This is a genomic window from Amycolatopsis sp. NPDC088138, assembly GCF_044741685.1.
GTDB lineage: Bacteria > Actinomycetota > Actinomycetes > Mycobacteriales > Pseudonocardiaceae > Amycolatopsis.
Map to the genome: position 1 here is coordinate 95,349 of NZ_JBIUTB010000008.1, position 21,323 is coordinate 116,671.

General features: G+C 73.2%; 16 protein-coding genes. 12 read left to right on the forward strand and 4 right to left on the reverse strand.

Translation table 11 applies throughout. The features are described 5' to 3' along the window. The first annotated feature begins 48 nt into the window (after positions 1-48). From ACIOD2_RS41495 to ACIOD2_RS41510, 4 genes are read left to right on the forward strand one after another with little or no spacing between them, the layout of a single operon-like run. Positions 49-1,206, forward strand: coding sequence for a 4-hydroxybenzoate 3-monooxygenase (locus ACIOD2_RS41495; protein ID WP_400550868.1), 1,158 nt, complete (start codon positions 49-51; stop codon positions 1,204-1,206). A gap of 17 nt (positions 1,207-1,223) precedes the next feature. Beyond that, positions 1,224-1,664: a MarR family winged helix-turn-helix transcriptional regulator gene (locus ACIOD2_RS41500; protein WP_400550869.1), complete on the forward strand. Its 441-nt coding sequence runs from the start codon at positions 1,224-1,226 to the stop codon at positions 1,662-1,664. 16 nt (positions 1,665-1,680) lie between these two features. Next, positions 1,681-2,241, forward strand: coding sequence for an isochorismatase family protein (locus ACIOD2_RS41505; RefSeq protein WP_400550870.1), 561 nt, complete (start codon positions 1,681-1,683; stop codon positions 2,239-2,241). Next, positions 2,238-2,792, forward strand: a complete 555-nt coding sequence (locus ACIOD2_RS41510) for a YbhB/YbcL family Raf kinase inhibitor-like protein (protein ID WP_400550871.1) — start codon at positions 2,238-2,240, stop codon at positions 2,790-2,792. The genes ACIOD2_RS41505 and ACIOD2_RS41510 overlap by 4 nt, the downstream gene beginning before the upstream one ends. Positions 2,793-2,975: 183 nt before the next feature. Here the strand turns inward: ACIOD2_RS41510 and ACIOD2_RS41515 are convergent, their stop codons facing one another. Beyond that, the gene (locus ACIOD2_RS41515; protein ID WP_400550872.1) at positions 2,976-4,637 is read right to left on the reverse strand and encodes an alpha/beta fold hydrolase; all 1,662 of its coding nucleotides are present in this window, start codon (positions 4,635-4,637) and stop codon (positions 2,976-2,978) included. A gap of 180 nt (positions 4,638-4,817) precedes the next feature. On the opposite strand from ACIOD2_RS41515, the gene ACIOD2_RS41520 reads away from it, so the two are divergent. From ACIOD2_RS41520 to ACIOD2_RS41530, 3 genes are read left to right on the forward strand one after another with little or no spacing between them, the layout of a single operon-like run. Then, positions 4,818-5,639 carry an inositol monophosphatase family protein gene (locus tag ACIOD2_RS41520; RefSeq protein ID WP_400550873.1) on the forward strand — a complete coding sequence of 274 codons (822 nt, stop codon included), beginning with the start codon at positions 4,818-4,820 and terminating at the stop codon, positions 5,637-5,639. A gap of 18 nt (positions 5,640-5,657) precedes the next feature. Then, positions 5,658-6,278 (forward strand): NAD(P)-dependent oxidoreductase, encoded by a 621-nt coding sequence (locus ACIOD2_RS41525; RefSeq protein ID WP_400550874.1) that lies wholly within the window; start codon positions 5,658-5,660, stop codon positions 6,276-6,278. 27 nt (positions 6,279-6,305) lie between these two features. Then, positions 6,306-7,166 (forward strand): polysaccharide deacetylase family protein, encoded by an 861-nt coding sequence (locus ACIOD2_RS41530; RefSeq protein WP_400550875.1) that lies wholly within the window; start codon positions 6,306-6,308, stop codon positions 7,164-7,166. Here ACIOD2_RS41530 and ACIOD2_RS41535 read toward each other — a convergent pair. Beyond that, positions 7,152-7,958: an inositol monophosphatase family protein gene (locus ACIOD2_RS41535; protein ID WP_400550876.1), complete on the reverse strand. Its 807-nt coding sequence runs from the start codon at positions 7,956-7,958 to the stop codon at positions 7,152-7,154. The genes ACIOD2_RS41530 and ACIOD2_RS41535 overlap by 15 nt on opposite strands. Before the next feature lie 73 nt (positions 7,959-8,031). Continuing rightward, on the reverse strand, positions 8,032-9,705 hold the full coding sequence (locus ACIOD2_RS41540) for a discoidin domain-containing protein (RefSeq protein WP_400550877.1): 1,674 nt from the start codon (positions 9,703-9,705) through the stop codon (positions 8,032-8,034). A 153-nt stretch (positions 9,706-9,858) separates the two neighbouring features. On the opposite strand from ACIOD2_RS41540, the gene ACIOD2_RS41545 reads away from it, so the two are divergent. Both ACIOD2_RS41545 and ACIOD2_RS41550 read left to right on the forward strand, forming a co-directional pair. After that, positions 9,859-16,182 (forward strand): SDR family NAD(P)-dependent oxidoreductase, encoded by a 6,324-nt coding sequence (locus ACIOD2_RS41545; RefSeq protein ID WP_400550878.1) that lies wholly within the window; start codon positions 9,859-9,861, stop codon positions 16,180-16,182. Further along, complete coding sequence (locus tag ACIOD2_RS41550) at positions 16,175-16,897, forward strand: GNAT family N-acetyltransferase (protein WP_400550879.1); 723 nt, start codon at positions 16,175-16,177, stop codon at positions 16,895-16,897. Before ACIOD2_RS41545 ends, ACIOD2_RS41550 begins: the two co-directional genes overlap by 8 nt. A 523-nt stretch (positions 16,898-17,420) precedes the next feature. Here ACIOD2_RS41550 and ACIOD2_RS41555 read toward each other — a convergent pair. After that, positions 17,421-18,257 (reverse strand): SAM-dependent methyltransferase, encoded by an 837-nt coding sequence (locus tag ACIOD2_RS41555; RefSeq protein ID WP_400550880.1) that lies wholly within the window; start codon positions 18,255-18,257, stop codon positions 17,421-17,423. A gap of 146 nt (positions 18,258-18,403) precedes the next feature. Between ACIOD2_RS41555 and ACIOD2_RS41560 the strand changes: the two genes are divergently transcribed. The 3 genes from ACIOD2_RS41560 to ACIOD2_RS41570 all read left to right on the forward strand — a co-directional run bounded on the left by ACIOD2_RS41560 (position 18,404) and on the right by ACIOD2_RS41570 (position 21,311). Next, positions 18,404-19,033: a DUF5134 domain-containing protein gene (locus ACIOD2_RS41560; RefSeq protein ID WP_400550881.1), complete on the forward strand. Its 630-nt coding sequence runs from the start codon at positions 18,404-18,406 to the stop codon at positions 19,031-19,033. A gap of 121 nt (positions 19,034-19,154) precedes the next feature. Further along, a complete protein-coding gene (locus ACIOD2_RS41565) occupies positions 19,155-19,955 on the forward strand; it encodes an acetylxylan esterase (protein WP_400550882.1) in 801 nt (266 codons plus the stop codon). 114 nt (positions 19,956-20,069) lie between these two features. Then, complete coding sequence (locus tag ACIOD2_RS41570) at positions 20,070-21,311, forward strand: PucR family transcriptional regulator (RefSeq protein WP_400550883.1); 1,242 nt, start codon at positions 20,070-20,072, stop codon at positions 21,309-21,311. The last annotated feature ends 12 nt before the right edge of the window (positions 21,312-21,323 follow it).

Sequence of the window (21,323 nt, forward strand, 5' to 3'; positions counted from 1 at the left end):
GGCCGGATATCGGTGGTCGGCCGGTGCTGGCCGGTCCACTGTGGTCACATGACCGAGAACGAGAACACCACCGTGGTCGTCGTTGGCGGCGGCGTCGCCGGCCTCACGCTGGCGAACTTCCTGCTGCGCAACGGAATCGGCTGCACGGTCCTGGAGAAGCACAGCCGTGAACACGTCGAAAACCGCCAACGCGCCGGATCCCTCGACGCCCGCGGGGTGCACCTGCTGCAGGCGTGGGGACTGGGCGAAGTCGTGGAAGGCAGTACCGGCCACGACACCGCCGATGCGGGCATGCCGCTGCTGATCGACGGGAAGGTGCGGCTGTGGAAAACGGGGGAGGACGACGGCGGCGCGTTCTGCCCTCAGCAGGTCCTCGTCCGGAACCTCATCGCGGTCTTCCTCCGCGACGGCGGCGACCTGCGCTTCGAGGCGGAAGACGTTGCGCTGGAAGGAATCGGCACCGAACGTCCGGTGGTCCGCTACCGGGACGCCGCAGGAGCGTCACACGCGCTCGGCTGCGAATTTGTCGCCGGCGCCGACGGGTACCAGGGCGTCAGCAGGACGGCCGTCCCCGCGGACGCCCTCACCTGCGACATCCACGAGTTCGGGTACGCCTGGCTGACGGTCATGGCGGGCGTGCCGGCCGATCCGCCGGCGGTGCTGGCGGTGCACTCCCGCGGCTTCGCGGCGCGGATCACCCGCGGCCCGGCCGCGAGCCGGCTCTACCTGCAGTGCCCGCTGACCGACAGCGTCGACGACTGGCCGGACGAGCGCGTGTGGCGTGAGCTGGGGACCCGGTTCGGCGAACCCGTGGCGCCCGGGCCGATCACGAGCAAGCAGGTCGTGCCGCTGCGCGGGGTGGTGTTCAGCCCGATGCGCCACGGCCGGCTCTACCTGCTCGGCGACGCGGCGCACCTCATTTCGCCGATGAGCGCGGAGGGGATGAGCCTTGCCCTCCACGACGCCGAGGTGCTGGCCCGCGCGGTCACCCGCCAGGTCGAGAAGGACGACACGACCCTGCTCGACAGCTACTCCGACACCTGCCTGAGTCACACGTGGGAGCGGCAGGCGGCGGCGGTCTGGATGACCGAGACGATGCACGACTCCGGTGACGCTTCCTACGAAGGGGATTTCCGCAAGCAGATCGCCCGCAAGAACCTGGAGTCCATGGTGGAGCCCGCCCGGCCGATAACTAAGGCAGATTGATAAGGTAGCCTTAGTACATGACCGATGATCCGGATCCCGCCGAGGTGGCCGCGGAGCTGCTGGCGAGCATCAGCGTGCTCGTGCGGCGGGTTCGGCAGGTGCCGGCCGAGGGCGGGCTCACTATGCCCGAGCGCGCCGCGCTGTCCCTGCTCGGCAGCTCGGGTCCCACCACCTCCTCGGCGCTCGCGCGGGAAGCGCAGATCACCGCGCAGGCGATGGGCGCGACGCTGAGCGGGCTGCGGGACCGCGGCCTGGTCGAACGGCGTCCGGATCCGCACGACGGCCGGCGTGGCGTCCTGTTGCTCACCAAAGCCGGTGCGCGGGCGCTGAAGGACAAGCGGAACGCGCGCGCCGAGCTCATCACCGGGGCCCTGACCGGCGGCGCGTTCACCGCCCGGGAGCTGAAGCAGCTCGCCGCGGCCGCGCCGCTGCTCGAGCGGCTGGCCCGGACCGTCTGACCTCCCAAGGAGAACCATGGCTTTGACCACGATCGATCCGGGGTCCGCGCTGGTCGTGATCGACCTGCAGCAGGGCATCGTCTCGGCCTTCGACGACCCCTCGGTGACCGCCGCCGTCAAGCAGGCGGCGCACCTGGCCGCCGAGTTCCGCCGGCACGGCCTGCCCGTGGTGCTCGTCACCGTCACGGGCCGCGCGCCGGGCCGCACCGACGCCGGAAGAGGCGGCGGCGCGGTGCCGCCCGGCTGGGCCGACCTCGTCGGCGAACTCGACGCGGCGCCGACCGACCACCTGATCACGAAGCGGCGGCGCAGCGCCTTCCACGACACGGGCCTCGACACGCTGCTGCGGGACCTGGGCGTCACGCAGGTCGTGCTCGCCGGGATCTCCACCAGCTCGGGTGTCGAATCGACCGCGCGCTCGGCGTCCGACCACGGTTACCACGTCGTCCTGGCCACCGACGCCATGACCGACCCCGACGCCGAGGCCCACCGCCACAGCGTCGAGCGCGTCTTCCCGAAGCTCGGCGAAACCGCCACCACCGCCGAGATCGCCGACCGGATCGAGGCGACCCGATGACGCTGCTCGGCCGGCTCCTGAAGAACCGCAGGGCGGGGGACGCCGACACGGCGTGGAACCTGCCGAACCTGCACGGCCCCGACCTGCTGACGCTCACCAGCCGAAGCTTCGACGACGGCGGCGCCATGCCGCTGGAGCACGCCGCGAAGCCCGTCGGCGGCAGCAATCTGTCGCCGCAGCTGGCCTGGACCTCGCTCCCGGCCGGCACCGCGGAGCTGCTCCTGGTCGTCGAAGACATCGACGTCCCGCTGGGCAAGCCCGCCGTGCACTGCGTCGCCCTGATCGACCCGGCGGCCGGGGAGCTGGAGCCTGGTGCCCTGGCCGCGCGCGAGCCCGGCAAGGGGGTGCGGGTGCTCCGCTCCACCATCGGGCGCGGCTACCACGGTCCCGCACCGGTGAAGGGCCACGGGCCGCACCACTACGTCTTCCAGCTGTTCGCCCTCGCGGCGCCCGTCGGCACCACGCCGACGGCCCGGCCCCGCGCGTTCCTGCCCGCCGTAACCGGGCCGGTCCTCGGCCGCGGCCGGCTGACCGGCGTCTACGAACGCTGATCCCGCGGCGGGTCGCCCGGCAGCGGGTCGCGGCCGGGAGCGCGGAGACCGTCGAGGACCACCGCGACGACCCGCTCGCGGCCGCTCGCCCCGGCGCCGTCCTGACCGTCGACGGCGGCTTTTCGGTCCGCTGACGACGGGCGGCCGCTCCCGAAACGAGAACGACCGCCCGCCGGGACAGCGTCAGTTGAGCTCGCTGATCCTGCGCCGGACGTCCTCGCGCAGGCCGGAAAGCGCGTCGGCGCTCCGGGTGGTGAGGCTGCTGCTGTGCGCGGGGCCGAGCGGGCCGGTCACCGGGTACACGGCGTCCTCGTCCGGCAGCGGCACGCCGGGGCAGGTGATGCTCGCCGTCCGGGAGTTCTTGACCAGGAAGGTGTTCACCACCCCGTCGACGCACGGGTCGCCGCCGAGGGCGTACTGGCCGTGGAACGGCGAGTCGTCCACCGACACGAGCGGGACGCCGGCCGCGCGCGTGGCCGCCTTCGCCTGCTCGTACCCGGTCTGCGGGTCGAACTCACCTTGGACGACGAGCACGTTCCCGGCGACCTCCGCCGGCAGGTTCGGCAGCTCATGCTGCGGTGCGTCGGACCAGAAGCCGCACGGCTCGCTCAGGCCGTAAAGCCAGCCGTACAACGGATATTGCGGGCCCTGCCGGTCGCTGAGCCGCTTGTACCAGGCGGCGGACTGCGTCGGCTGGTCACCGCACGCCACGGCGTAGCGGGTGCCGGGGACCGCCGTGTAGTCCGGCGCGGCGGCCGCGATCTTCGCCGTGGTCAGCTGGGCCGCCGGAACGCCGAAAGCGCTGCGGGACACCGCATCCAGCTCACCGCTCGGCGGCGCGCTCCCGGGATCCAGGGAGTTCGCGCCGATGACCAGGATCAGGACCCCGAGGTACCACTGGAACTGGCTGCCGTTGCCGACGAAGATCCGGTCGAACGTGTCGCCGTCGATGCCCTGGGTCCGGTAGAGGGCGCGGATCCGCTCGATCTTCGCCTTGGCCTCGGGCACGGTCGTCCCGAGCCGGTCGCCATAGCGGCGGGTGACCCACGGCAGGAAGACGTCGTCGTACTGGCGCTGGTCGATCACCGGGAACGCCTCGAAGTCGGCCTGCAGCCGGCCTTCGAAGTTCACGCTGGAGTCGAGCACGGTCTTCCCGGTGTGCTGCGGGAACAGCGACGCGTACTTCGCGCCCAGCCAGGTGCCGTAGGAGTAGCCGAGGTAGTTCAGCTTCTCGTCGCCCAGCAGCGTGCGGATCAGGTCCATGTCGTGCGCGGTCTGCCACGTCGTGACGTACGGCGTGAGCGCGTTGCTCTGGCACGCCTCGGCGATGGCCCGCGGGGTCTGCTGGTGCAGCGCGATGCTCTGCGCCGACCGGTCACGCGCGTCGAGCCCGGTCGGGATCCGCCCGGTCGGGACCTGGCACTGGAACCCGTGGTCGTCGCTGCCTTCCCGGCCGGTTCCGCGCGGGTCCATGCCGACCAGGTCGTACCGCTCGTTGACCGACGGTTCGAGGCCGGCCAGCGCGCCGGCGAGCGAGGTGCCCTGCCCGCCCGGCCCGCCGGGGTTGACGAGGATCGCGCCGAGCCGCTCGCCGGTGGCCGCGACCCGGCTGATCGAGACCTGCAGGTCGGCGCCCGAAGTGGGGTTCGCCCAGTCCCGCGGCACGGTGATCAGCGCGCACTCGGCGGGCTTGGCGCCGGCCGACGGCGTGAACGCGCAGCCGCCCCAGGTGACCTGCTGGGTGGTGTAGGGCGCGAGCGGGTCGTCGTCGGCGGCCGCGGCGGGGGTCGCGGCCGCCACGAGGGCCGCGACGGTCACCACCAGCCCTGCTCGGAAACCTGGCATCTGAATTCCTCCCGGTGGAGTGTGGAGGACGAAACCGTTCCACACCTTCACACGAAGGGGATCATCCCGGAGTATCAGATACCGGAGCGGTGGTCATACTTCGACGATTGCGTCTGGGTAAATCAACGAGTGCAAAGCATTCATTTGAATTAATGCCCATTCCTGCCTACGGTCGGAGACATGAGCACAACATCGTCTTTTCCGCAGGCCACGACCGAGGACGCCGCCGTGCTGACGGCGGCCATCGACGCGGTGCGCGACGCCGGTCGCCGCCTGCTCGCCCGCTACTCCGCCGAGTCGCGCCCGGCCGATCGCGCCGGCCTGCTCGCCGCGATCGAGGAGAACGAACAGGCCTCGATCGACGACCTGCGTGTCGCCCTCGCCGCGGCCCGGCCCGAAGCGGGCTGGCTGACCGAAGAGCAGGAAACCGCCGAGCTGCCGCCGGGGGAGTGGTGGGCGGTGGACGCGGTCGAAGGCAACGTCAACCACATTCACGGGCTGCCGGAGTGGTGCGTCACCGCGACCCTGGTCCGGGACGGCGTCCCGGTGCTGACGGCCGTCCACCAGCCGGTCGGTGACGTCGTGCACACCGCGATCCGCGGCGGCGGCGCGTTCGCGGACGGACGGCGCCTGAGTGTCTCCGCCAAGACCGACCTCGGCGCCGCCATCGCCACCACCGGGCAGGCCGAGGCCGGCCAGCGCGAGACCTACCGGCGCATCGGCGAGTCGATCACGGCGATGCTCGGCAGCGCGCTGCTCGTCCGCGCGACCGTGCCGTCGACGTTCCCGCTGCTGCTCGTCGCCGCCGGGCACGCCGACCTCTTCTGGCAGTACCGGCCGACGCTGCCCGGGGTCGCCGCCGGCGCGCTGCTCGTCACCGAGGCCGGCGGGCTCGTGACCGACCTCGCCGGTGCGCCGTGGCGGCCCGGCAGCGACGGCATCCTCGCCACCGCGCCCGCTCTGCAGGCCGCGTCCCTCGCCACTCTGTCCACTGTAGACTGACGAACTCCGGAGACCGCCATGGAAATCACCGTACTGGGCGCCACCGGCGCGACCGGGGCCGAACTCGTCCGCCAGGCGCTGGAGCGGGGTCACCGGGTGACCGCGGTCGCGCGCAACCCGGACCGCATCACCCTGCCACCGTCCGATCACCTGATACGCGTGGCCGGCGACGTGCTCGACCCGGACTCCATCGGCCGGGCGCTCAAGGGCGCGCGGGTCGTCGTGTCCGGGCTCGGGATCACCGGCAAGGAGGCGCCCGGTGTGCTCACCGCCGGCGCCCGCGCGGCCGTCGACGCCGGACCGGACTTCGTCGTCTGGCTCGCCGCCTTCGGCACCGGCGACTCGGCGCCGCACGCCGGAGTCCTCACCCGAGGTCTCCTGAACACCTTCATGAAGAACGAGATGGCGGACCGCACCACCGCGGACGCGACCGTGCGCGCCGGCGGCGGCGCGGTCTTCCACGCCGGCCCGCTGTCGAACGGCCCCCTCGGCCCGGCCCGGCGCACGGTCTCCCTCGACGACGCGCCCCGGCGGCTGTTCCCCGCGCGCATCAGCCGCGCCACGGTGGCCGCGGCGATGCTCGACGAGGCGGAGCAGCGGCGCTACGGCGGCCGGATCGCCGTCCCGCTCGAACGCTGACCACCCCTTCCCCCATAGGAGTCCGTTGTGGACATCGAACTCTTCGACTACGACCCGATCGTCGGCCGCCCGCCGGTGCGCTGGCCCGGCGACGCCCGCGTGGCGTTCTACGCCGGGCTCAACATCGAGCACTTCCACGTCGACCGGCCGTCGGTCAGCTTCAACGAGGCGACCGCGAAGCTGGTGCCGGACCCGATGAACTACGGGTGGCGCGACTACGGTGCCCGGGTCGGCATCTGGCGGCTCATCGACGTCCTGGACCGGCAGGGGATCCGGGCCAGCGCCCTGCTGAACTCCGACGCCGGCGAGCGCTACCCGCAGATCGTCGCCGCGGGCCGGGAGCGCGGCTGGGCCTGGCTCGCCCACGGGAAGTCGAACTCGATCCCGCAGGCCGGCATGGCCGAGGCCGAGGAGCGCGCCTTCCTCGCCGGGATCCTCGACAGCATCGAGAAGACGACCGGGCAGCGGCCGCGCGGGTGGCTCGCGCCGGGCCTGACCGAGACGTTCGCCACCCCGCGCCTGCTCGCCGAGCTCGGTGTCGGGTACGTGCTGGACTGGACCAACGACGACCAGCCGTACCCGCTGAACGTGCCCGGCCTGCTCAGCGTCCCGTACACCCTCGAACTCGCCGACATGCAGCTCTTCCACCTCAAGAGCCACACGGGCGCGGACTACGTCCGGATCGTCAAGGACCAGTTCGACCAGCTCTACGAGGACTCGGCGGCCGGCGGGCGGGTGATGGCGCTGTCGCTCCACCCGTACGTCACCGGCCAGCCGTTCCGGCTCAAGTACGTCGAGGAGGCGCTGGAGTACATCGTCGGCCACCCCGGCGTGTGGGTGACCACCAGCGACGAAATCGCGGCGCACACGCTGTCACCCGGTGCTTAGCGCATTGAGGGCGGCGGTGTGCAGGCCGGGCGCGGCCACGACGACGTCGGCGCTGTCGGCCTGCCACGGCTGACCGTCCGGGCCGGTGGCGATCGCGCCGGCCTCCGTCGCCAGCAGGACACCCGGGGCCAGGGCGGGCAGGTCCGGGCCGAACCGCCAGTAGACGTCGAAGTGCCCGGCGGCGACGTCCAGCAGCGGGAACGTGCTGGGAACCGTCTGGCGTACCAGCAAAGCGCGGCCGAACATGGTGTCGATCGTGTCGGCCGTCCGGCGGTTGAGCTCGGGACTCCCGCCCGCCTGGCTGGTGGTGACGATCGCCGCGGACAGGTCCGCCTTGGCCGACGTGCGCAGCGGCGTCCCGTTGAGACGGGCACCGCCGCCGCGCACGGCGGTGAAGGTCCGCTCGCCGATCGGCTGGTACACCACGGCGGCCACCGGGAGGTTGTCCCGCACCAGCGTGAGGTTCACGGCCCACTCGGGCAGGCCGTGCAGGAAGTTCACGGCGCCTTCGACGCCGTCCACGACCCACCACTCACCGGCCAGGTGCCGCCGGGTCCGGTGCGTTTCGGGGTCGTCGTCGAGCCAGCGGGCTTCCGGGCGCAACGCGGTCAGGGCCTCGCGCACCCCTCCGGCACCGGCCTCTTCGACACGCTGGTTGCCGGCGTACAGGTCGTCCCGGCTCGCCGGCCGCGCGGCGGGGGAGAAGAGCTCCCGCACGCGCCGGCCGGCTTCCCGGGCGACATCGACGAGGTGGGGCAGCAAGGCCAGGTCTTCGGTTTTCGTGGTGTCCATGGGGAAATTCCAACCCCGGACGGCCGAGTGCGTCAAATGCCGAATTCAACACTGACGATTTACCTTGGTGCACTCAGCTGTAGGCCTCGAACCGGGCGATCTGCCCGGCCGGCCAGCCGGTGTTGCCGGTGCAGGTCAGCCGCAGGAACCGGCGGCTGCCGGCCGGGACGGTGATGGTGACGCTGTTGCCCCGCGCCGGATCGAACGCGTAGCCGGTCGCCGGGACGAGGGTGGTGAACGTGGTGCCGTCGGCGGAACCGGACAGCGCCAGCGTCTGCGTCCGGGCACCCCACGCGCTCGACGGCGGCACCGCCACCACGACCCGCGTCACCGTCGCCGCCGAGCCGAGGTCGACCTGGAGCCACTGGGGGAACGCGTTGTTCACGCTTTCCCAGTAGCTGTCGGGATTTCCGTCGACGGCGTTGCCGGCGCCGTAGTTCTGGTTGTGGCTGCTTTCGGCCGTGGCCCGCCCGCGCGCCAGGTCGGTCGAGCCGCCGGTGGTCAGGGTCGGGGACGTCGGCCGGGTCGCGGTCAGGGCGAGCTGGCCCTTGAGCATGCGGCCGCCGTCGGCGGTCAGCCGCAGGTAGTAGTCCGACGAGCACGCCGTCCCGTCCTCGTCGAGGGCGAGCAAACCCGAGCCGACCGGGGTCATGGAAGCGTTTTCCGCCGTCTTCGCGATCTGGTTGCCTTCACCGTATTCGTCGAACATCGAGATGTAGATGCCCTGCGCCCCGGCGCGCACCATGTTGTAGAACTGGCGCCACATGAAGTCGCCGTGCGCGCGCTGCCGCCCGGAGACGTCGCCGGGCAGCACGCACGGCTGGTAGTCGATGCCGTGGGCGTTGCAGTCGGCCTGGTCGGGCACGTTCAGGTTCTGGTACATCCAGTCCGAGCCCGCCACATCACCGACGGCCCCGACCATCCACGGCGAGATCATGTTGAACGAGCGGTAGACGTCGCCGAAGCCCGGCCGCGACCCGCCGTCGCTGGTCCGCCATTCGCGCGGCACGCCGCCGATGACGTAACAACCCTGGCCCTTGAACCAGTTCACGACGTCGAGGCAGGTGTTCGCGTCCCACGGGTGGTTGCCGTCGTTGTACCCGAAACCCCAGATGCAGACGACCGGCTTGCCGTTCTGGCGCGCGTAGGCCGGCGACGCCGTGTGCGCGGACATCTTCGCCGTCCAGTCGGCCTTCATCTCCGGCTGCATGTTCGCCCAGCCGGTGGCGTCGTACATGATGTAGAACTTGCGCCCGTGCGACTCGGCGGCGCTGCGGACCTTCGCGGCCATCGCGTCGCGCGTCGGGCCTTCGCTGCTGTTGGGGTTGAAGCGCTGCAGCGCGGCGGTGTCGCAGCCGTTCTGCTGCATCCACAGGAAATGCGTGTCCACGGTCTGCTGGTCGTAAGACGAGAACAGCGTCGCCGGCTGGCCGTTGCCGAAGTTGCTGTACGCGGTCTGGTACGTGCGGGTGTACTCACGCATGTCCGGCCAGGCCTTGATGACGTTGTTCGTCGGCGACGGCGTCCGGCCCCAGTCCTGGCTCCAGTGCCACCAGCCGTTGATCGGCGCGCCGTCGCCGGCGCAGGCGAACCAGCCCTGGTACCCGACGGTGATCTTGCCGACGACGTCCCCCGGCGGGCTGGCGGCGGTGGCTCCCGAGGCACCCGGGGCGCCGGCGAGGGAAAGCGCTCCCCATGCCGAAGCGGCCGCGGCCGAGCCGATGAACGTCCTGCGCGAGATCGCCATGCCAGTTCCTCTCGCCACGCTGCTCGAGTACATCTGCTGGTGAACGGACTGTAGGCTTTCGGATAAGAGGTGGCAAGACTCGGACCGATTTCAGAAATTTACGTACAGAAGTCTGCAAGACTCGTCACGCCAAAACGTGGCTATCTTGGTGGCATGGGGGAGATCCGAGAAGATTTGCTGCGCCCGTTGCCCATTCTGCTGGGTACCGCTGACCGGGACCGCACCGCCTTTTCCGACGGCACCCGCACGGTGACCTACGGGGAGCTGGATCGGACCAGCGGCCGGCTCGCCACCGCGCTGGGCGTCGACCGCGGGGACCGGGTGCTGCTGCACGCCGGAAGCCGCGTCGAGTACGTCGAATTCCTGCTGGCCGTCGTGCGCGCGGCCGCGGTCGGGGTGCCGGTGAGCGCACGGGCCACCGAAGCGGAACTCGCCGCCGTCGCCGACGACTCGGGCGCGGTGCTACTGGTCACCGAGGCGCGGCACGCGGACCTCGCGCGGCGGCTGGCCGCGAGCCGCCCGCACCTGCGGGTGCTGTTCGTGGAAGACGCGCCACCACCGGGATCCGGCGCGCCGCGGGACGACCTCGGGCTCGGCGAGCCGGCCTGGCTGCTCTACACCTCCGGCACCACCGGCCGGCCGAAGGGTGTGCTGACGACACAGCGGGCGATGCTGTGGTCCACCGCCGCGGGGTACGTCCCGCTGTTCGGCCTGGCCCGGGACGACACGATCCTCTGGCCCCTGCCGCTGCACCACGCCTACGCGCTTTCGCTGGCCGTGCTCGGAACGATCGCGGTCGGCGCGCACACCCGGCTCACCGAGCGGTGTTCGGCCGAGCTGCTGGCCGAGCACCCCGGGTGCGTGCTCGCCGGGGTTCCCGCCACGTACGCGGGGCTGCGGCAGGAAATCCGCGGCCCGGTGGTGCCGCCGCGCCTGTGCCTGACGTCGGGCGCGCCGTGCGGGCCGGCCGCGCGGGCCGCGGTGCGCGACCTGTTCGGCGTCCCGCTGCTGAACGGCTACGGTGCCACCGAAACGGGCGGCAAGATCGCCGTCGAGGTACCCGGCGAAACCGGGCTCGTCCCGTTGCTGGGCAACGAGATCCGCGTCGACGACGGCGAGATCCTGGTGCGTGGCCCGGGGTTGATGCTGGGGTACCACGGGCAAGCGGCGTCCCCGTTCGAGGACGGCTGGTACCGCACCGGCGACGCGGGCCGCCTCGAGGACGGCAAGCTCGTCATCGAGGGCCGGATCGACGACGTGATCGTCTGCGGCGGCCAGAACGTGCACCCGGCCGAGGTCGAGGCCGTGCTCGCCGAGTCGCCGTCGGTGCGGGACGTGCTGGTCGGCAGCCGCCCCGACGAGGTCGTCGGCCAGGTGCCGATCGCGTTCGTCGTGCCGTCCGGCGACGACGTCGATCCGGCGGAGCTGCGCCGGCTGAGCTTGGCGCGGCTGTCGCTCTACAAGGTCCCGGTGGCGTTCCACCGGGTCGAAGAGATCCCGCGGACCGCCTCGGGAAAGCCGCGGCGCGGGGTGCTGACCGCGCCGAAAATCCTTGCGCCGCAAGGTGATCTCATCGCGCTGGTCCGCGCGGAAGTCGTCGCCCTGTGCGGCGCCGACGTCGGGGACGGGTGGCGGGACCGGCCGTTCAGCGAACTCGGGCTCACGTCGCTGGCCGGGGTGCAGCTGCGGCACCGGCTCACCGAAGTCGCGGGGGTGCCGCTGCCCGCGTCGCTGGTCTACGACTTCCCGACGCCGGGTGAGGTGATCGCGGAGCTGACGCGGCTGACGTCGGGGACCCCGTCCGCGGCGCGGGTGACCGCGACGGCACCGGCCGAGGAGCCGATTGCCATCGTCTCGATGGCCTGCCGTTTTCCGGGTGGGGTGCGGTCCCCGGAGGACCTGTGGCGCCTGGTCCGCGACGGGGTCGACGCGACCGGGGAGTTCCCGGCCGACCGCGGCTGGGACGTCGAGCGGCTCTACGACCCCGACCCGGACCGGCTCGGCACGTCGGTGACCCGGCGGGGCGGTTTCCTTTACGACGCCGGAGATTTCGACGCCGGGCTGTTCGGGATCTCGCCGCGCGAGGCGCTGGCGACGGATCCGCAGCAGCGGCTGCTGCTCGAGACGACGTGGGAGTTGTTCGAGCGGGCCGGCCTCGACCGCACGGCGCTGCGCGGCAGCGACACCGGCGTGTACGTCGGCGTGATGAACGAGGACTACGCCAGCCGGTTCGACTCGCACGAACTCGAGGCGTGGCTGGGGATCGGGTCGTCGCACGCGGTCGCGTCCGGCCGGATCGCCTACACCTTCGGGCTGACCGGGCCGACACTCACCGTCGACACGGCGTGCTCGTCCTCGCTGGTGGCCCTGCACCTGGCGGCGAAAGCCCTGCGAGCGGGCGAATGTTCCCTCGCCGTCGCCGGTGGCGCCACGGTGATGGCGACCCCGCGGACGTTCCTCGCGTTCAGCCGCCAGCGCGGGCTGTCCCCGGACGGCCGGTGCCGGCCCTACGCCGCCGACGCCGACGGCACCGCCTGGGCCGAAGGCGCGGGAGTCGTGCTGCTGGAACGGCTTTCCGACGCCCAGCGGCTCGGCCACCCGGTGCTGGCACTGCTGCGCGGATCCGCGGTCAACTCCGACGGCGCCTCCAACGGGCTGACGGCCCCGAGCGGGCGGGCGCAGCGCGCGGTGGTCGCCGCGGCACTGGCCGACGCCGGGCTGGCCCCGGCCGACGTCGACGCGGTGGAGGGGCACGGGACGGCGACCCCGCTCGGCGACCCGATCGAGGCGGAGGCCTTGATCGCCGCGTACGGCCCCGGCCGGGACCGGCCGCTGTGGCTCGGCTCGGTGAAGTCCAACATCGGCCACACCCAGGCCGCCGCCGGGGTCGCCGGCCTGCTCAAGATGGTGCTGGCCCTGCGGCACGAGCAGCTGCCGCCCTCCCGGTACGCGGACAACCCGAGCCCGCGGATCGACTGGTCGGCCGGGAGCGTGGCGCTGCTCGACCGGGAGCGGCCGTGGCCCGCCGGCGACCGGCCACGGCGAGCCGGGGTGTCGGCGTTCGGCATCGGCGGGACCAACGCCCACGTCCTGCTGGAGGAACCACCACCGGAGAAACCCTTGCAGTACAAGGAACTCCCGGCAGCGCCGTGGTTGCTCGCCGCGGCCGATGACAACGCCTTGCGCGCGGTCGCCGCTGGGCTCATGGACGTGCCGGACAGCGTCGACGTCGCGTTCACGCTCGCCACTCGTCTTGCGGCCGGGCACCGGGTGCTGGTGCCCGCGGGTGACCGGGAAGCGCTGCGAGCCGTCGCCGACGGCCGGGTCCGCGGGCGGACGGCCCGCGGCGGGTCGCGGCTGGCGTTCCTGTTCTCCGGTCAGGGCGCCCAGCGGGCGGGCATGGGAAGTGAGCTGGCGCGGTCCTTCCCGGTGTTTTCGGACGCTTTCGACGCGACCTGCGAAGCGCTCGGGGGAGACATCGCCTTTGACGGTGAACTGGCTGACCGCACCGATCACGCCCAGGCCGCCTTGTTCGCGTTCGAGGTCGCGCAGTTCCGGCTGCTCGAATCCTGGGGCGTGCGCCCGGACGTCGTGGTGGGGCACTCGATCGGCGAGGTCGCCGCCGCCCACGTCGCGGGGATCCTGTCCTTGGGGGACGCGGCGGCCCTGGTCACCGCGCGCGGACGGCTGATGGCCGCACTGCCGGCCGGGGGCGCGATGATCGCCGTCGCCGCGTCCGAAGAGGACGTCGCGGCACTGCTGGCCGGGCGGGTCGCGATCGCCGCCGTCAATGGGCCTCGGTCCGTCGTCCTGTCCGGTGAGGAAGCGGCGACCGCGGAAGTCGCCCGGCGCCTCGGCGGCGGGACCCGGCTGCGTGTCAGCCACGCGTTCCACTCGCCGCTGATGGACCCGATGCTTGACGAGTTCGCGGCGGCCGTGGCGGGCCTGCGTCACGAGCGTCCGGCGATCCCGTTCGTGTCGAGCCTGACCGGCGAGCGGGTCGAGGCCCTCGAGCCCGGGCACTGGGTGCGGCACGTCCGCCAGACCGTGCGCTTCGCCGACGCGCTGGCCACCGCCGCCCCCGACGTCGGCCTCGAACTCGGCCCGGCCGCCGTCCTGAGCCGCCTCGCGGACTTTCCCGCTGCCGCAACGACTTCGTCCGGCGAAGGGGTGCTCGGCGCGCTCGGCGCCCTGCACACGGCCGGCGTCCCGATCGACTGGCGGAAGGTGTTCGACGGCAGCGGCGCCCGGACCGTGCCGCTGCCGACGTACCCGTTCCAGCGGGCGCGCTACTGGCTGGAGCCGTCGGTTCCGGTTGTGACCGGGCCGGGCCACGCCGTGCTCGGGCCGGCGCTGGAAGCCCCGGACTCGCCGCGGGTCGTGCACGGTGGTTCCCTCGGCGCGCGGTCCCACGGCTGGCTGGCCGACCACGCCATCGGCGGGACGCCCCTGGTGCCGGGCGCGCTGTTCGTCGAACTCGCGCTGCACGCGGGGGAGGCCGTCGACGAACTCGTCCTGGAGGCGCCGCTGCCGTTCGACGCGGCCGAGGACACGCACCTGCAGGTCGTCGTCGACGGGCCCCGGCTGGACGTCTACGCCCGGCGTGAGTCCGAAAAGGATTGGCGGCGGCACGCCACGGGCCGGGTGCGGCCGCGCGGCCCGCTCCCCGCCCGCCGGACGGGGGAGTGGCCGCCGGAAGGCGCGACGGAGATCGACGTCACCTACGGATTTCTCTCCTATGGACCGGCTTTCCAGGCGGTGAAACGGCTTTGGCAGCGCGACGGCGAGGTGTTCGCCGACGTCGAACTCCCGCCGGGTGCCGGCGGGCGGTTCGGGCTGCACCCGATCCTGCTGGACGCCGCGGTGCACGCCGTGGCCCTGACCGGCGGCGCGGACGCCGAGCCGAGGCTGCCGTTCTTGTGGAACGGGGTCGAGCTGTACACCGCCGGCGCCCGGCGGGCCCGGGTGCACGGCGTCCTCGACGACTCCGGCGCCCTGCACGCCGAACTCTTCGACGTCGGTGGCGAACCGGTCGCGCGGGTGCGGTCCCTGGTCACCCGGCCGGTGAACCCCCGCAACACGATGCTCTACCGTCCGAAGTGGACAGTCATGACGCCCGCCGCGGCCGGTGGCCCGATCGCCGTCGTCGAGGCCGCTACCGGCGACGTCCGCGAGGCGACCACCGCTGCGCTCCTGCTCCTGCAGAAGCGGCTGCCCGAGGGCGGCCGGCTGGCCCTGGTCACGCGGAACGCCACCGGCCGGGACCCGGATCCGGCCGCGGCGGCGGTCTGGGGGCTCGGCTGCTCGGCCGCGGCCGAGTACCCGGGGCAGCTGACGATGGTCGACCTGGAGCCCGGGTTCCCGCTGGACCGGGTGCCGGACCTCGCCGGGGACGGCCGCGAACCGCAGATCGCCGTCCGCGACGGCGTCCCGCACGTGTTCCGGGTCGTGCGTGCCGCGCCGTCGGACGCGCGGCCGATCGACCCCGCCGGGACGGTGCTGGTCACCGGCGGCACCGGGGCCCTCGGCGCGCTGCTGGCCCGCCACCTCGTCCGCGGCCACGGCGTCCGGCACCTGGTGCTGGTGAGCCGCCGCGGCCCGGCCGCACCGGGTGCCGACGAGCTGCGCGCCGAGCTGGCCGACCTGGGCGCCGACGTCCGGATCGTCGCCGCGGACGTCGCCGACCGCGCCGCGGTGACGCGGCTCGTCGAGGCGTGCGACCCGCCGCTGACCGCCGTCGTGCACTCCGCGGCCGTGGTCGACGACGGCGTCTTCGCCGCGCAGACGCCCGGCCGGTTCGACACGGTGCTGGGCCCGAAGGCGGACGCCGCCGTCGCGCTGGACGAGGCGACCCGGCACCGGCCGCTGAGCGCGTTCGTGCTGTTCTCCTCCATCGCCGGGACGTTCGGCAAAGCGGGCCAGGCCAACTACGCGGCCGCCAACCGCGTCCTGGACGCGCTGGCCACCCGCCGGCGCGCGGCCGGGCTGCCTGGCCTGTCGCTGGCCTGGGGGTTGTGGGACGTCGGCACCGGGCTCGGCGACCGCATCTCCGCCACGGCCCGGCAGCGGATCCACGCGTCCGGCGTCACCGGGCTGACCGCCGAGCAGGGACTCACCCTGTTCGACGCGGCGCTCGGATCCGCCGAGCCGGTCCTGGTCCCGGTCCGGTTCACGCCCGCCGCGGCGGAGACCCCACCGGCGCCCCTGTCCGTCGTCGGCCGCAAGTGGCCTTCGCAGCCGTCGGAGAGCGAACTCCGGGAGCTGCTGCGCGCCGAGGTGGCGGCCGTGCTCGGCCACCCGGATCCCCAGGTCGTGACCGACGACCGCCCGTTCGTCGAGCTGGGGTTCGACTCCCTGACGACCCTGGAGGTCCGCGCCCGCATCACGACTCTGTCGGGACGCGACGTCGCGGCGGCGGCCCTCTTCGACCACCCGACGGTGGCCGAGCTGGCCGCGTACCTTCACAACGATGCCTGACGTGCTCTCGGCGGAGCGGGCCCTGCACCACCGGATGGGGTTGGCCTGCGCGGCCGCCGTCGCGGCGGGGGTGCCGGGCCGGTTCCGGGTGTGGGAGCACCGCGGGCTGCTCGCGGTGCTGGCCACCGACCCCGCGCTGGGGTTCCTGTCGACGGTGTCCGGGGTCGCGCCGGAGACGCTGCCCGCGCTGCCCGGCCTGCTGGACGCGCCCGATTGGGACGGCGTGCGGCCGACCGTGCTCACGACGGACGTCGAGGTGCCGCCGGCGGCCGGGCTGGTGCGGGCGGGGGAGCGAGTGCTGGCCGTGCGCCGGCTCGGGCCCGAGCCTTCGGAGGAGGTCGTCGACGCTTCCGGCGCCTTCGTGGACGTGCTGCTGGCCGGGTACGAAGCGGAGGGGGTGGTCGCGGAGTTCGTCGCCGCGGAGCATCGGCTCCCGCAGGTGCGGCGGTTCTTCGTCGTCGAGGACGGCACGCCGATCGCGGCGGCGGCCATGACCATCCACGGCGAGGTGGCGGTGCTCGGGGGCGCGTCGACCCTTCCGGCGCACCGCGGCCGGGGTGCCCAGCCGCGGTTGCTGCGGCACCGCCTGCGCGTGGCGGCCGACGCGGGCTGCGCCCTGGCCGTCGCGACGGCGGTTGCCGGATCGGTCAGCGCGGCCAATCTCGGCCGGGCGGGGTTTCGCTGTTATCGGCGTTCGGCGTGGGTCAGGGCTTGAGGGCTCAGCCGTCGGCGGTGACCGGGTTGAGGTGCTGGCCCGTGGCGACGGCGCGTGCGGGTGGCCTCGGCCGGGCGGGGTTTCGCTGCTGTCAGCGCACCGGATTGAGGAGCGGACAGTGGAGCGGCGCTCGCGGGGTTCGGTCAGTGCTGTCGGCCTCGACCGGGTGGGGTTCCGCAGCTACCGGCGTTTGGCGTGAGCCAGGGTTTTCGGCGAGGTCGCTGGCGATTTTGCGGTGCGCGACGCTGGCCGACTTGAGGCGCCGGCCGTGACGACAGCGCGCGGGATCGGTCAGCGCCGCCAACCTCGGCCGGGCCGGGTTCCGCTGCCGTCAGCGCGCCGGCTTGAGGCGCGAGCCGTGGCTACGGCGCGCGCGGCTCGGTCAGCGCCATCAATCTCGGCCGGGCGGGGTTCCGATGCCACCGGCGTTCGGCGTGGGTGTCGCGGCGGCGCGAGCGGGATCGGTCCTGCGCCGAGAACCTGCGCCGGGCGGGGTTCCGCTGCTACCGGCGTTCGGCGTGGGTCAGGGCTTGCGGCCCAAGCCACCCGCGATGATGCGGTGTGCCACCGTGACCGGCTTGAGGCGGGGGCCGTCGGGCCACCACTGGTAGAGCGGGACGATGCCCGGGTCGATCAGCTCCAGGCCGTCGAACAGCTCGGCGATCTCGTCGTGGGTGCGCCAGGTCGCGCCGCCGAGGGAGCCGCGGGCGACGACGTCCGAGAGCTGGCGGGCCGCGTCGCTGTCCGCGGGTTCCTGCGGGTCGAGCAGGTGCGAGATGAGCACGTGCGAGCCCGGCGGCAGCGCGTCGATGTACTCGCGCATGACCTCGGCGGGCGCGTGCCGGTCACCCTTGTGGTGGTGCAGGGTCGCGACCTGCGACAACACGATCGGCTGAGTCCAGTCGAGGTGGCTGCGCACCGTCTCGTGGTCGAGGATGCTGCGCGGGTCGAAGATGTCGCCCTCGACGTAGCGCGTCAGCTCGTTGTCCTCCAGCAGCGCCCGGCCGTGCGCGGTCACCACTGGGTCGTTGTCGACGTAGACGACCTTGGACAGGCGGTCGAACCGCTGGACGACCTGGTGGACGTTCTCCGCGGTCGGCAGCCCGGAGCCGCAGTCGAGGAACTGCGTGATCCCGGTCTGGTGGGCCAGGAACCGCATCGCGCGGATGAGGAACAGGCGGTTTTCGCGGGCCACCTCGACGACGTCCGGCATCGCCGCGGACAGCTGGTCGGCCGTCTTGCGGTCGATCTCGTAGTTGTCCTTGCCGCCGAGCAGGTAGTTGTAGACGCGCGCGACGCTGGCCCGGTCCGGGTCGACGCCGACCGGGGCGTTCAGCGAATCGACATCGTTCGACGGCATTTCCAGGCGCCTCCTGCTCACGGTTGAGAAGTCCCACCCACCGTAACCATCCGGGTGAGCCAGGTTAACCCCGGGCCGCGCGGATCGCCGGGAACTTTTCACCGCGGCCGTCCGACCAATGCGCGGTCTCTCGGAAAGGTGGTGCGATGACAGCCTCGTTCGCGCTGCGCCTGGCGCTCGGCGTCGTGTTCCTCCTGCTGGCCGTCTACTACGGCGGCCGGTGGGTGCTCTCCCGCCGCGACGGGCCCGGCGCCGGCTGGGGCGACGGCGCGGCCCACGCGTCGCACCTCGTGCTCTGCGCCGGGATGGCGGTGCTGGTCGAGCCGGCGATGGACCCCCTGCCCGCCCCGGCGTGGATCGCGCTGTTCGGCGGCTTCACGGCCTGGTTCGCCGTGCGCATCCTGCGCCGGAAGGCCCTGGCGGGGGAGCTGCACCACGTCGTCGGCGGCGCGGCCATGCTGTACATGGTCGTCGCGATGCCCGCGCTGCCCCCGATGTTCGGCATCCCGCCCGCCCACGACATGGGCGACATGGCCGGGATGTCCGGCATGGACATGTCCGGGATGCACGAAATGACCACCGTGGCGGGTGTCGGGACGGGCCTGGCCGTGCCGATCATCGCGTGGGTGCTGGCGGCCTACTTCGCGGCGCACACGGTCCGCCTCGGCGCGACCCTGGTCACCGCGGAGGGCACCAACCGGTCGCCGCGGATCCTGGGGACCTGCCGGATCCTCACGAGCGTCGGAATGGGCTGTCTGCTCGTCGCGATGGCCTAGGGACACTGGGCGCCGTCACAAACCGGATCGGCCCGATTCGGCCGTTTTCCCCAACACGTTCCCGGCCGGCCAGGCCGATCATGGTTTCCTCTGTTCCAGCGTCGAAAGAGGAGACCTGCCGATGCGGCGTCTGTGGCTCGTGGTGGTGGTGACGGTCCTGCTGGCCCTTCCCCGGCCGGCCGAGGCGGCGGCGGTGGACTGGCAGCAGCCCGGCCCGTTCGCCGTCGTCAGCGAAGCTCTCGACGGCAGCCACACGGTCTTCCGCCCCGCCGATCTCGGCGGGGCCGCGCACCCGGTGATCCTCTGGGGCAACGGCACCGGCCAGGTACCGGCCGACTACGCGCCGCTGCTGCGGCACCTGGCGTCGTACGGCTTCGTCGTGGCCGCCGCCGACACGGTGAACTCCGGCACCGGCCGGGAAATGCTCGACGGCGCCCGGACGCTCGTCGCGGAGAACGCCCGGCCCGGCAGTGCCTACTTCGGCCGGATCGACACCGCGCACATCGGCGCGACCGGGCATTCGCAGGGCGGCGGCGGGGCGATCGCCGCGGGCGCGGACCCGCTCGTCACGACGACCGTGCCGATCGCGCCGGGGCCGCTCGGCTGGGTGCCGTCGCTGCACGGCCCGGTGCTCTTCCTCGGCGGCCAGTTCGACCTGGTCGTCGCGCCGCTCCTGCTCGTCATCCCGCGCTACTACGCGGCGTGGCGGGTCCCCGCGGTGTACGGCGAGCTCGCCGGAGCCACCCACACGACGGGGACGGGTGACGCCGGCGGCTTCCGCGGCGCGATCACCGCGTGGTTCCGGTACTGGCTGTCCGGCGACCAGCGGGCGAAGGACGCGATCTTCGGCTCCCCGTCGACGCTGTCCACCGGCGCGACGTGGTCGAAGGTGCTCCGGAACGACCTGGCCCGCGAGGTGTGACAGCCGCGGCCGGCTCCCTTCCTTGACCGGTGCCCGGCTGGACTCCGTGACATCATCGGCACGATCGTGGTGGCGGTGACCAGGGGGTTCAGGCCGAGGCGAAGGGGACCGGTTGTGACGGGACACCAGCGGGGCGCGGATCCGGTGCTGGGCGGGCGGCTCGTGCACGAGCGGCTGACCCAGGAGGAGCCGCAGCTGCAGCGGCGGATCCTGGCGCGGCTCCAGACCGACATCGCGGACTACCGGCGGCTGCCCGTCGAGCAGGTCACCGGCGACATCGCGGGCATCACGCGCCAGGTCGTGCGGGCGTTCGCCCGGAGCCTGCGCGAGGACCGCTCGCTGGACGCCGCCGAACTGCGGCGGATCGGCAGCTCGGCGGTGCGGCGGGCCGAAGAGGGGTTCCCGCTGGAGGCGGTGCTGTCGGCCTACCACATCGGCGCGCGCGAGATCCTCGCCGTCGCGACCGCCGAGGCGGCCGACGGGGACCTGGCCGACGTCCTGGACGTCGCGGACCGGGTGCTGGAGTTCGCCAGCGCGGTCACCGGCGCGGTCACCAGTGGTTACCTCGAGGAGCTGCGCACGAAGGTCGGGCAGGAGCACACCGCGCGGCGGACGCTGCTCTCGGTGCTCGTCGACGGCGGCCCGGTCGACGTGGCCGCCCGCAGCGCGGGGATCACCCTGCCGGTGCGGTACCTGGTGCTGAGCGTCGGGCTGGGTGCGCACGCCGACGAGGCGGCGGCCGGGGTGGACGCCGGGATCGCCGTCCGCCGCAAGCTGCGCCGGTTCCTGGCCGCGTTCGAGCGCGCCTGCGGCGACGAGGTGCTGGCGTCCCTGGACGGCCCGGGCGGGCTGGTCCTGCTGCCGCTGGGCGGCCGGCTGTCCGAAGAGGACGTCGCGGGCTGGCGCGAGCTGCTGGCGACGGCGGGGCGCGCGGCCGGCGTCACGGTACTGGCGGCCGCCGAGACGGCGGCCCCGGAGCAGGTCCGGAACGTGGTCGTCCGGGCCACGGAGGTGCTGGAGGTGCTCCGCTGGTTCGGCCGCGAGCCGGACCTGTACCGCCTGGACGACGTCCTGGTCGAGTACCAGCTGACCCGCCCGGGCGAGGCCCGCGACCGGCTGGCCGCGCTGCTGGATCCCCTTTCCGTGCACCCGGAGCTGCTGGAGACGGTGCAGGCGTACCTGGAGCTGGACACGAACCGCCGCCGCACCGCGGCCCGCCTGCGCATCCACCCGAACACGGTCGACTACCGCCTGCGCCGCATCCGTGAGTTGACCGGCGTGGACCCGGTCCACCCGGCGGGCGTCTCCCGCCTCACGGCCGCCGTCGCGGCCCACCGGGCCGGCCGCGCCGGCTGACCTCCGCGGGTT